The 11,910-nt window shown below is 64.5% G+C and carries 11 protein-coding genes; 4 read left to right on the top strand and 7 right to left on the bottom strand.

Annotation, left to right across the window (positions count from 1 at the left end):
* Positions 1-10: 10 nt before the first annotated feature.
* The 7 genes from tssG to WCE59_RS10760 form a co-directional block, all read right to left on the bottom strand.
* Positions 11-1,099 carry a type VI secretion system baseplate subunit TssG gene (gene tssG, locus WCE59_RS10790; protein ID WP_343258773.1) on the bottom strand — a complete coding sequence of 363 codons (1,089 nt, stop codon included), beginning with the start codon at positions 1,097-1,099 and terminating at the stop codon, positions 11-13.
* The gene (tssF, locus tag WCE59_RS10785; RefSeq protein WP_343258772.1) at positions 1,063-2,898 is read right to left on the bottom strand and encodes a type VI secretion system baseplate subunit TssF; all 1,836 of its coding nucleotides are present in this window, start codon (positions 2,896-2,898) and stop codon (positions 1,063-1,065) included. Before tssF ends, tssG begins: the two co-directional genes overlap by 37 nt.
* 3 nt (positions 2,899-2,901) lie before the next feature.
* Positions 2,902-3,384 (bottom strand): type VI secretion system baseplate subunit TssE, encoded by a 483-nt coding sequence (gene tssE / locus WCE59_RS10780; RefSeq protein ID WP_343258771.1) that lies wholly within the window; start codon positions 3,382-3,384, stop codon positions 2,902-2,904.
* A gap of 71 nt (positions 3,385-3,455) precedes the next feature.
* Complete coding sequence (locus tag WCE59_RS10775) at positions 3,456-4,031, bottom strand: Hcp family type VI secretion system effector (protein ID WP_343258770.1); 576 nt, start codon at positions 4,029-4,031, stop codon at positions 3,456-3,458.
* Between the two features lie 58 nt (positions 4,032-4,089).
* On the bottom strand, positions 4,090-5,580 hold the full coding sequence (gene tssC, locus WCE59_RS10770; protein ID WP_343258769.1) for a type VI secretion system contractile sheath large subunit: 1,491 nt from the start codon (positions 5,578-5,580) through the stop codon (positions 4,090-4,092).
* 3 nt (positions 5,581-5,583) lie between these two features.
* Positions 5,584-6,087: a type VI secretion system contractile sheath small subunit gene (tssB, locus tag WCE59_RS10765; protein WP_343258768.1), complete on the bottom strand. Its 504-nt coding sequence runs from the start codon at positions 6,085-6,087 to the stop codon at positions 5,584-5,586.
* Positions 6,088-6,126: 39 nt separating this feature from the next.
* Positions 6,127-6,789 carry a hypothetical protein gene (locus WCE59_RS10760; protein ID WP_343258767.1) on the bottom strand — a complete coding sequence of 221 codons (663 nt, stop codon included), beginning with the start codon at positions 6,787-6,789 and terminating at the stop codon, positions 6,127-6,129.
* 294 nt (positions 6,790-7,083) lie between these two features.
* Here WCE59_RS10760 and tssJ point away from each other — a divergent pair, with 294 nt between their 5' ends.
* From tssJ to WCE59_RS10740, 4 genes are all read left to right on the top strand, one after another.
* Positions 7,084-7,731, top strand: a complete 648-nt coding sequence (tssJ, locus tag WCE59_RS10755) for a type VI secretion system lipoprotein TssJ (RefSeq protein WP_343258766.1) — start codon at positions 7,084-7,086, stop codon at positions 7,729-7,731.
* Between the two features lie 117 nt (positions 7,732-7,848).
* Positions 7,849-9,186: a type VI secretion system baseplate subunit TssK gene (gene tssK / locus WCE59_RS10750; RefSeq protein ID WP_343258850.1), complete on the top strand. Its 1,338-nt coding sequence runs from the start codon at positions 7,849-7,851 to the stop codon at positions 9,184-9,186.
* Entirely contained in the window at positions 9,183-9,971 is a 789-nt protein-coding gene (locus WCE59_RS10745) for a DotU family type IV/VI secretion system protein (protein WP_343258765.1), read from the top strand. The genes tssK and WCE59_RS10745 overlap by 4 nt, the downstream gene beginning before the upstream one ends.
* Before the next feature lie 148 nt (positions 9,972-10,119).
* Positions 10,120-11,907, top strand: a complete 1,788-nt coding sequence (locus tag WCE59_RS10740) for a DUF885 domain-containing protein (protein WP_343258764.1) — start codon at positions 10,120-10,122, stop codon at positions 11,905-11,907.
* Positions 11,908-11,910 lie beyond the last annotated feature (3 nt).

Genomic DNA, 11,910 nt, shown 5'->3' with positions numbered 1-11,910 from the left:
TCCATGTCATTCATTGCAAGGTGTGGATTCCATATCCGGCGTCAGCCCTGGCCTGCTGCGAGGGCCGCGTGCACACGTAACTGTCCCAGCCCAGCCGCGCACCGTGGCCACCACCGATGCCCGCGCCGCGGACATCCTCGGCCCTGAGCAGCAACCGGATTTCATATTCCAGGCAGGACCCGGTAAGCAGGGTCAGCCACTTCTCCAGCGCGGCGGCAGCGGTACCGCCAGGCAGGAAGTCATCGAAATGCTCCCGCTGCAGGGGGCCGATCACCAACCGCATCCGCAGGTCCCGCTGCCACACCCGGTCACCGGCAAGCGCGGTGGTGCCCAAGCCCGCGTTGGCTATGCCCAGCCGGGTGGCCTGGTGTTCGGGCACCTGATACCAGGCACCCACAAACTGCTCCACCTTGATGCCAACCTCAAAGTAGTCGGCGAGCACCTGCTGCAGCAGGCGTGCCGACACCGGCCGCTGGCGCACGGCCCCGGCGTAATGGGCAATGGCCTGGTCGCACACCCCGCCCTCACCCTCGGCCATGCGATCGCGCAGTCCGGCCATCCCCACACCGGCCAGCGACAGCACCAGCGGCAGGAATTTCTCCTTCCGGTCCAGCTCGTACTGCATTGCCAGGCGATACTTTTTCCACGCCGCGTAATGCAGCGCCACCGCGCGATTGGTGAAGATATCCAGAAAAGCCCGTGCCGCACGGTCGCGCTGGTAGGTTTCGCGCTCCTGCAGGAACTCGGTGTAGTGGGTCGGCAGCGCGCCGACCGTGCCAAGCAATCCCATGAAAGTGGGCGTGATGGTGATGTCGCCAATATTTCCGCTCGTCGCGGCTTCCTCGATGTCCTCCGGCAGCTCAAGCGGCTCGCCTTCCGCCGTCCGCGCCTGGGCACTTTCAAGCTCGGCGGCGGGGAACGCCAACGACAACGTGTTGCGAAAGCGCACGCGCTGCGCCACCAGGTCCTTGCCATCCCTGCCCTGGCGCAGATGCAGCTGCTCGATCAGCCGCATCGCCTGGAAGAATCCGAAGCGGTGCGGCTGATCCAGCAGCTGCTGGATCAGGCCAGGATCGATTCGCCGCTGCGCGGATCGCATCGGACCAGCTCCTCGCCGTTGCGGGCAGAAAGAAGGACGAATCGGGTGAAGCTGTTGGCATGGACGTAGAGGCCGAAGAAGCGGTCCATCACGTGGACGAAGGCGGCGATGCCCGTACCCACGAAGCCGGCCTCGTCGATCGTCATCCGGATCTCGATCCCCCGCACCACCGAGCCGAAGTGTTCGCCCGCCAGCCAGGTGGTGCTGGAACTGTGTTCCAGTCCGACGATGCCCTCGATCTGGCGGCTGGAAACGCTGCTGGACGACAGGTCGTACAGGCGCAGCATTTCCTTTACCGCAGGCAGGCCGCTCTGGGTCAGCGACAGATGGTTCAATGACAGGTGGGATATGAGCCGCCAATGCGCGCTGTGCCCACGCTCAAAGCGCAGCGGTGATGTCGGCTTGCGCAGCAGCTCGATACTGCGGGCCGGGCTGCCGCCCTCGATCACCAGGTCGCCGCCGGGCACGCCGTAGGCCAGCCGGGTTGGCAGGTCACGATTGCTGCAGGTCAGCTCCACCCCGACGACATCCGTCTTGGGCACCACTGGATTGAAATCCAGGTCCACGAACGAAAGTTCGGTTTCATAGCCCGGGCTCTGCCGGGCCACCAGCTCATCGCGCCGTGACAGCCAGTAATGACCGCTGCGATCCGGATCCTCACCGTGATGCAAGGAATAGAACGGCCGGAACTCCTGCACCTGCTCACCCTGCGGCGTCTGCCGGATCCGGCGCACCGCATCGATCGAGTGGACTTCATAGGCGAACGCCCGGCGCGCATCGGCGACCACCGGATAGGTCGCGGCCCTGTGGGTGACCCGGATCGGCTCGCCACGCTGCTGGAACAGGTTGACCACTGGCGTGCATCCGAGCAGCACGTTGTCGGCGCTCAGCCCTTCCAGCAGGCGGCTGCCCGCGTCTTCACCGCGATTTCCGCGCAGCACCAGGTGCACACTGAACCGCCGGCTGGCACCGGCTGCAACCGGCGCCAGGTCAAGATCGAAGAAACCGAACTTCTCCGGGAAGGCGAAGAGCTCGGTGAGCAGGCGGTAAGCCGGATGCGAACGCGCCGGAAAATCGACCAGCGCTTCGTCTTCAGCGAATCCGACCGGAGCAAGTGGCGTTTCCTGCAACCGACGCCAGCGCCCGTCCCGGTCCGCCTCCACGTAGGTGGCCATTACCTGCAGTGAGAGTGCATCCCGCAGCGCCGCGCAGAATGACGGTTCGCCATTGATGAAAAGGCGCAGTGCATCCACACCCAGGCTGGCGAAAGACACCTGGTCGGACAGCAGTTCAAATTCGAGAGTGATCCTGCCACCCGCTCCGGGAGGCACCGTCGTGGCCATGGGCGCATCGGCAATCGCCCGGTATCCGGCCTTCACCAGCGCCAGCGGCAGCAGGTCAACGTTGTAGGCGGTGCGGAACCGGCACTGCACGCCCTTGACCGGGCGCGACTGCAACTGGGTTCCGCGCGCGACCCGCACCGGCGCACCCAGCTTGGCCGCTGCCGGCCCCATGTCAAAGCGCGCGATCGAGCACGAGGGGAATGGCCGCAGATAATGCGGGTACATCACCTCCAGCAATGCGTCGGTGAACTCGGGGTAATCGTCTTCCAGCTTCTTCGACACCCGCGCACTCAGCAGTGCGAAGGACTCGATCAGCCGTTCAACGTGGGGGTCCTGGCTGCCGTCGGCGGAAACCAGCAGGCGCCCGGCAATCTTGGGATAGCGCTCACCAAACTCGCGTCCGTAGCGGCGCAGGAATGCCAGTTCCCGTTCGTAATGTGGAAGAAGATCGTGCATCGGTCAGGCCGCCTGCCGGCGCATCCGGCTGACGGAGTACTGCAGGGTGTTGGGCTGCAGCAGCGCATCAAAGCTGACCGGCTCGCGTGCCGGCTGCAGGTCCAGCAGGGCCTGGATGGTGAAGTGCAGGCCCCCACCAAGGCGCGGGCTGGCATCCAGGCTGACCTGCACGCTGGTCAGGCGTGGCTCATGGCGGGCAACTGCCTGCTCCAGCGAACGGCAGATCGCGGCGCGGTCGTAGGCGTTGGCCAGGCTCATGGAGGAGAAGTCGCACAGCCCGTAGGTCATCAGCGACTGCCGGCAATTGGGAAACTCGGCCAGGTCCGGTTCGGAGAACGCGGAACGGCTGTTGAGCAGCCCTTCCAGATCGCGGGCCACCGACTCCTTGTACTGCTCGATGGAAATCGATTTGAAGACGCCGCCCCCGGTACTTTCAGGCGCGTCATCAAGGAGTTTTTCAATCAGGCTCGGCTCGAATCCATTCATTGACCGTCGTCCCAGGTTGTTCGGCGGCGGCCGCAAGAGCGGTGGCGCCGGGGCGCCACCGCCGAGGTGGATCAGGTCAGGTAGTTCGGGACGTTCTTGGTGTTGCTCCACTGGGCAACGGTCTTGCCGCCCACGCCGCCTTCCGGCTTCTGCTGGTTGTAGGTCCAGCGGATGGCGCCGAAGCTCAGCTGCACCACTTCCTGCGGCATGCCCTCGTCATCCACCGTGGTGGTGACGCGGTGCACGAGCACATTGAGCAGTTCAATGGAGTAATAGTTGATGGCATGGCCGTCCTTGTCGGCACGCATGAATTCGATGCGGGCCTTGGGGAACGTGGTGCCGTTGGCCGCCGCCTGGTTCAGCGCGGTGGTGGCCAGGTCGATCTCCTTCACGATCTCGACCGGCGACATGTTGACGCGTGCCGCAGTCTGGCCGCCCGACGTCGAAGCAGTTGCCGAGCGCGGCTGCAGGAGGTCCTGCGAGAACGACTTGATCTCGACCCAGTCGCGGTGCTTGTCATCGCGGGACTCGCCCTTGATGGTGTCAATGCTGAGGAATGCGTGCTGCATGATCTGGTTTCCTTTGTTCCGTTCTTCCGTGAGATAGGCGGACTGGACATGCGTCCAGTCCTGTTTGCCACCGCCCAATCAGGACGGCCGCGTCAGTACTACCCAGGGGTCTCCGCCCCTTGACGCTGCAAAAACGCTACGACTTCTTGGCACCGGCCGGCAGTTCGGCCACCAGTCGCAGCGAAACAGACAGCTCATCGAGCTGGAAATGCGGCCTGATGAAGGCCACCGCGCGGTAGACACCGGGCTTGCCCGGCACTTCCGAAACCTGGACGGAGGCTTCGCGCAGCGGATACTGCGCCTTGGCTTCCTGGGTTGCGTTGTCGTCAAGCAACACGTATTGGGCGATCCAGCGATTGAGGAAATCCTCCACGTTGCCCACCGAGGCAAAGCTTCCGATCTTCTCGCGCATCATTGCCTTCAGGTAGTGCGCAATGCGCGACACCGCAAAGATGTACTGCAGCTGCGCCGACAGGATGGCGTTGGCATTGGCCGCATCCGAGTTGTACTTTTTCGGCTTCTGCGCCGACTGGGCGCCGAAGAACGCGGCATAGTCGGTGTTCTTGCAGTGCACCAGCGGGATGAAGCCCAGATCACTGAGCTCCTTCTCGCGCCGGTCGGTGATGGCAAGCTCGGTCGGGCACTTGAGCGCCACTTCGCCATCATCGGTGCGGAAGGTATGGGTGGGCAGGTCTTCTACCAGGCCACCGCCCTCCACGCCGCGGATCGCCGCGCACCAGCCGTACTCCTCGAACGCCTTGGTCAGGCGCGCGCCCATCGCGTAGGCGGTGTTGCACCACAGGTACTTGTCGTGATTGCTGGCTTCCACTTCCTCAACGAAGTTGAAGCCTTCCACGGTGGTGCCGTCCTTGGGGTTGTACGGCAGCCGGCCAAGGAAGCGCGGCAGGGTCAGGCCCACGTAGCGGCTGTCTTCACCATCGCGGAACGACTTCCACTTCGCGTACTCGACGGTGTCAAACACCTTGGCCAGGTCTCGCGGCTTGCCCAGGTCGGCGAAACTTTCCAGCCCAAACATGTCCTCGGACGCGGCACTGATGAACGGAGCATGCGCAGCGGCGGCCACGTGCGACATCTGCTCGATGAAGTACATGTCCTCCGGCTGGCGGCCGATGGTGTAATCGCCAATCAGGGCGCCAAACGGCGCACCACCGAACGTGCCGAACTCTTCTTCGTACACCTTCTTGAACAGCGCACTCTGGTCGAAATCGATCGCCGACTTGAAGTCGCGCACCAGGTCTTTCTTGGGCGCGTTCAGCACCTTGACCTTGAGCAGCTGCCCGGTCGAGGTCTGCTGGCACAGGTAGTGAAGCCCGCGCCAGCTGCTTTCCAGCTGCTGGAACTCCGGCGCATGCATGACGGCGCTGACCTGCTCGGAAATGATCCGGTCCAGTTCCGCGACCCGCGCGTCCAGGGTCAGACTCAGGTTCTCGGACACAACCACCGTGCCATCGAGTACTTCCCTGGCCAGCTCGGAAATGATGTCCTTGGCGCGGCGATGCTCTGCATCCGACCTGGCCACCTTGCTCTGCTCGACGATCTGGTCGAGCAGCCCGGCATCGGCGACAGTGGCGACGGCTTCATTGGCGGTCGTGGCTTGTGCGGACATGCTTTACTCCTGGTTCCCGTCGCCGCCCAGCTGCTTGAGCTGCTCGGTGTTGTTGAGGACGTCGTTGAGCAGGTCCTCGAGTTTCTCGTTGCCGGCGAGCTTGTTGCGCAGATCAGCGAGCTTCGCGCGCGACTCCATGAGCCTGCGCAGGGGCTCCACCTGCTGGACCACCGACTCCGGGCGGAAATCGTCCATCGAGTTGAACTTCAACTCGACCCCGAACTCGCCGCCTTCGTCGCTGATTCTGTTCTCCACGCGGTAGGTCGCGCGTGGCGTCATGCCTTCCATCACTTCATCGAAGTTGTCGAGATCGACATTGACGAATTTGCGGTCCTTCACCCGCGGCAGCGGCTGCTCGGGGTTGCCGCTGAAGTCGCCCATCACGCCCATCACGAAAGGCAGCTCCTTCTCTTCGATCGCGTCGCCTTTCTCCACGTCGTAGGTCAACTGCACGCGCGGCGCACGCACCTTCTGCAGGCGCTTTTGCACGCTATCCTTCTTGGACATCCTGTCGTCTCCTTGACGATGTGTGTTGGGGCCGTCAGCTCAGTTGCCGCCGATCCTCTCGAACGGATTGGAAGAGGCTGGGCCGCTGGCGGCCGGCTGCGACGCTGGTGTCGACGTATTGGCGGGCCGGGCCGGCGTGGCCGCGGCCGACGGGGCCCGACGGGCGGGCGCACTGCGGCGCGGGGTAGGCGTCGGGGCGTCCTGCCCGGCAAAGATTTCCGGGCCCATGGTGTTGCGCAACGTGCCGGCCAACACCTCGGCTTCGCGGCGCGCGGTGGCCGAAGCCAGCGCGCCACGTCCCTGCAGCCGCTGCAGCGAGCCGGTCGCAATGCGGAACCCGCTTACGGTGAGAATGCCGTCGGCTACCAGGTCGTCCGGATCGCGCTGCAGGACTTCCTCGGCCGCAACGATCGCGTGGGCGTAGTTGGTACGGTCAAATTCCAGCTGGGCGGTGCGCACCCAGGGTTCCTTGCGGATCGGGTCGGCGCGGGCAGCGTCAGAGAGTGCGCCCACGGCATGATCAACCTGTCCGGCCTCGATGGCCGCTTCGGCCTGGGCCATCAGCCCGGCATAGTCGGGCGCACCTGTCTGTGAGGTGGTGGCGCAGGCGCCCAGCATGGACAGCAGCGCGAAACCGGCAAGAAGGCGAACGCCCCCTTCGATACGACCACGCAATCCCTGCATCTTCCCTGTCAAACGCATCCCTGTAGCACTCCCTTCGGTCATCGATGACCTGTTCAATCAATCCTGATTGGTTCCTTTACACGCAGCTTGTCCCCGCTGCGCACGCCTGGGATCCGATGCGCCGAAGCACGTTGAATCCCGTTCCCTGCTGTATTCCGGTCTGGGTATAGTAGCCTTTCCGCGTTACGTCAAGACTGACGTTTCACGAAGACGCAAGCGACGCTGGATCGTGTCGTTTGCCCCCGTTGTCCAGAAGCCAGCCGTACCCGGCCGGCGCGGACATTAAAAACCAGCGCACCAGGCGATTCAAGTATGGACACTCATTTCGCACGCTCTACCCGCCCCTTTGCCGTTGGCCCGCACCTGCCGGCCCGCTGCGTTTTACTGCTGTTTGCCGCGCTGCTGCTGGCGGGTTGCGCGAGCAACGGTGGCATCGGAAAAGCCGTCAATCGCACCCTGGAATCAGTGGGTCTGCGCGAAACCGACGCCGATGCAGAGGCCGGGATCCAGACCATCCCGCTGCGCCTGTACGCCGGGGACAACCTCAACGCTGGCAATGGCACGCGCGGCCTGGCAACCGTGGTCAGGATCTATTACCTGCGCGGCACCCAGCGCTTCGAACAGGTGCCGTTCGATGCACTGCTGGACGAGGGCCGCGAGCGCGCAGAGCTCGGCAACGACCTGATCGAAGTACGCGAGCTGGTACTCACTCCGGGCATCCGCCGCGAATTGGAAGAGCGGCTGCCGGCGGAAGCCACGCACCTGGGCGTGGTCGCGCTGTTTCGCTCACCAGCCCACGGCCGCTGGCGTTACGCCTTTGATGCACGTCATCGCGACGCACGCTCCCAGGGGATCACCATTGGCTTGCATGCCTGCGCCCTGACCACCAGCAGCGAGGCCTTGGCATCGGCCGTGCCGGGCGACCCAGGCAGTCTGGTTTCGGCTCGCTGCGCGCCCTGAACCGCAAAAACATCCGCGCCCGTTGCCTGATCCAACGATGCATGGGTAAGCTTCACTCCCGCGCCAAGGCAGGCCCGGCAACAGCAAAAGGATTGCAGCGTGTCGCATGTAAGTCAGATGTCGAAGGTGTTCTGGGGCGAAGGACTGTTTCTTCGACCGCAGCATTTCCAGCGCCAGGACGCCTATCACGAAGCCCGCCTGCACGACCTCGCCCGAAGCCTGCATCCCTGCGCCTGGGGGGTGAGGCGGCTTCGGGTTGATACCCAGAGTCTGGCAACCGGGACCCTGCGCCTGCTGGAAGCTTCCGCAATATTTCCCGACGGGGAGAGCTACGACGCTCCCTCTCACGATGCGCTTCCAGACGCTATTGCACTGTCTTCGCTGCCCGAAGGCGTGCAGTCGAGCACGATCCATCTCGCACTCCCGCTGCTGCGCGAGCACGGCGGCAACTGCGGCAAGGGTCTGGAAGAGGGCCAGGCAGCGCGTTTCACCCAGCGCAACCTGCCGACGCCGGACCTGTTCAGCGATGCCGCCGAAGCGGACCTTGCCTATCTCGGCAAGGCCGTGCGCCTGCTGACGGACGACAAGCCGCGCGACGCCTATGTCAGCATTCCCGTTGCCAGGGTGCGCCGCACCTCCACGGGCGGGTTCGAGCTTGATGAAAGTTTTATCGCGCCGGTCCTTCACATCCACGGCAGTCCGCGCCTGCACAACCAGCTGCGGACCCTGCTCGATGCGCTGCAGGCCAAGGTGGATGCGCTGTACGGCGTGCACCGGCAGCCTTCCGAACACATCATCGAATTCCGCTCCGGGGACATTGCTTCTTTCTGGCTGCTGCATACCGCCACCTCGTCGTTCGCGACGCTCTCGCACCTGTTCCAACAGGCCGGGCTGCATCCCGAACGCCTGCATCAGGAGCTGCTGCGCCTGGCCGGCAGCCTGCTGACCTTCTCGCGCAGCTATGCGCTGGCAGACCTGCCGCGCTACGATCATGAGGCGCCGGAAGCCGGCTTCGAGCAGCTGTTCACGATGATCCGCGAGCTGCTGGATACGGTGATCTCGGCCCGCTATTTCCAGATCACGCTGCAGGAAATCAAACCCTCGTTCCATGTGGGCCGGATCGATTCGCAGCGCATCGACGACAACTCGGTCTTCTACCTGGGCGTTGCCGCCGACATGCCCGCCCAGGAACTGATCCAGACCGTGCCAATCCGCTTCAAGGTGGGCGCACCGGATGACGTGGAAAAGTGCGTGCTCTCCGCCCTGCCCGGCGTCAAGCTGGTCCACGCTGCACAGGTGCCCGCGGCAATCCCGGTGCGGCCCGGCAGCCACTATTTCTCGGTCGAGCCGCGCGGTCCGCTGTACGAACGCATGCTCAAGGCGCAATCGCTGATGATCTACGTGCCCGGCGGCGTACGCGAACTCAAACTTGAACTCATCGCGGTGGCGCCATGAACACCAACCAGCCTCCCGTCCCGGGCTCGATGCCCTCGCTGAGCCCGCAGCTGGCGGCAACGCCGGTGGGCGGCGCGCCCACGCCACGCACGCTGGCCGATCTGATGTCCGACGGCTTCTACCTGCTGCTGCTGGTCAAGCGCGGCCAGCTGCCCTCTGACGGGGAAGCCTTTGTCCAGTCGGTGCAGCAGTTTCTGGACCGGGTGGAACGCGGCGCGATGAAGATGGGCATCGCCTCGGAAGACGTCTACGCCGCCAAGTACGCCTTCTGTGCGGCGATGGACGAAGCCATCCTGGCGCAGCCCTCATCGCTGCGTGATGCGTGGGAACTGCAGCCTCTGCAGCTGCGTCTGTTTGGCGACCATCTGGCCGGCGAAAACTTCTTCGAGCGCCTGGAAGAACTGCGTGCACAGGGCGCGCCGCGCCTTCCGTCGCTGGAGGTCTATCACTACTGCCTGCTGCTCGGCTTCGAAGGCAAATACCGTCTGGAAGGGCCGGAAAAGCTGGGATATCTCACTGCCCGCCTGGGCGATGAGATCGTCTATCTGAAGGGCAAGCGCACCGGCTTCGCTCCGCACTGGCCACCGCCGGACAATGTGAAACACACCCTGCGCCGCGTACTGCCGCTGTGGCTGCCCGCTGTCCTGGTAGCCGGCTTTGGACTGCTCGGCTATCTGGGCCTCAATGCCTGGTCCGGACAGCAGACGGACCAGACCCTGGCCGCCTACAACAACGTGGTCCAGATGCCGGAGCGTACCGCCCATATCACCATTACCCTGCCCTGATAGCGGCTGCCGGTGGATCGTGACCCGGGGCCGCAAACCAACGGCACGCTTTACTCCGTCGCAGGCCGCCTAGAATCCAGTACTCATTTGGATTCCAAGGCCTGCCATGCACGCTTCGCGCTCCCTGACTCTCCTCGCTTCCGCCGTCATGGCCGTACTGGCCGTGGGCGGATGCAGCAGCCCTGTTTCGAGCAGCGGTGATACCGCTGGCAACACGCAGCAGCAATCCGGCTTCAACAACGCCACCGGCGTCAGCGCTTTCTTTGAAGCCTTTACCGACGAGTGGATGCTGCGACAGCCTTCGTCCGCCACGGGCAGCCGCTATTTCGGCGATGCGCGCCAGGATGAAATGGACCGGCAGCTGACACCGGGCACTGCAGACTTCCGACAGGAAACAGTGGAGTTGGCGCGACGCGGCCTGCAGGAGCTGGAGCGTTTTGACCTGGCTGCCATGAGCGATACCGAGCGGGTGTCCGCCGAAATGATGCGCTGGCAGCTGCAGGTGATCGTGGAGGGCGCGCAGTTCGAGCACCTGCGCTTTCCGCTCAACCAGTTCAGCGGCGCCAACGTGGGGCTGCCCAACCTGATGACGGTGGTGCACCCGGTAGGCAGCGCGCAGGATGCGGACAATTACCTGGCCCGCCTGCGCCTGATCGGGCCCCGGATCGGCGAGGCCCGCGAAGATGCCGCGGAGCTGGCCACCCGTGGCACCCTGCCCCCACGGTTCATCCTTGAAGCCACCATCAGCCAGATGGAGCAGTTCATCGCTCCGCAACCGGACTCGAATCCGCTGGTCACCACCTTTCAGGATCGTCTGGCTTCGGTGGATGAGCTCGATGACGCGCGCCGCGCAACGCTGACCGATGAAGCCACGGCCATCGTGACGGACAGCGTTTACCCGGCATGGCAGGAAACCATTGCGATGCTGCGATCGCAGCTGCCGCAGGCCACCGACGATGCCGGTCTGTGGCGCTTCGATGATGGCGCACAAGCCTACGCGTACCACCTGCGCCGTTTCACCTCCACCGACCTGGACGCCGAACAGATCCACGAACTCGGCCTGTCGGAAGTGGAGCGTATTGAAGGGGAAATGGACGCGATCCTGCGCTCCCTCGGCCGCACCGAAGGCAGCGTCAACGAGCGCGTGGCCCAGCTGCGCCAGGATCTCGCCTACCCCGACAACGACGACGGCCGGGCGCAGATCATGGCCGACATCGAGACCATGATGCGCGACGCCGAGCGCAGGGCGGACGAGCTGTTCGATATCCGCCCCGAATCGGCGGTGATCGCGCAGCCCTACCCGGAGTACCGCTGGGAAAGTGCTGCGGCCAGCTACACGGCGCCGCCGCTGGATGGCTCACGTCCGGGCGTCTATCAGATGCCGCTGCGCACCAACCGGCTGACCAATTTCGGCCTGCGCACGCTGGTCTATCACGAAGCCGTCCCAGGCCATCACTTCCAGGTGGCGCTGTCGGTGGAAAACCGCGAGCTTCCGAAGTTCCGCCAGACCCGCGCACTGGGCGGCATTTCCGCTTTCAGCGAAGGCTGGGCGCTGTACGCCGAACGTCTGGCCGCGGAGGAAGGCTGGTACGAAGGTGATGCGGAGGGTCGCCTGGGCCAGCTTGATGCCGAACTGTTCCGCGCCCGCCGCCTGGTGGTCGATACCGGCTTGCACGCCAAGGGCTGGACCCGTCAGCAGGCGATCGACTACGGCATTGCGCCATCTGAAGTCGACCGCTACGTGGTCATGCCCGGCCAGGCAACGTCCTACAAGGTTGGCCAGCTGGAAATGATCCGCCTGCGTGACATGGCCCGCGAGGCGCTGGGTGAATCCTTCGATCCGCGCGAGTTCCACAACCGCGTGCTGCTCACCGGCACGGTGCCGCTGAACCTGCTCGAGCGCGAAGTGGACGCCTGGATCCAGGCAACCCCGTAGGTC

Origin of the sequence: Luteimonas qiangzhengi, assembly GCF_039548515.1 — a bacterium.
Taxonomy (GTDB): Bacteria; Pseudomonadota; Gammaproteobacteria; order Xanthomonadales; family Xanthomonadaceae; genus Luteimonas.
Note: the sequence above shows the minus strand (reverse complement) of the source record. Positions and strands in the feature narration are given on the sequence as shown.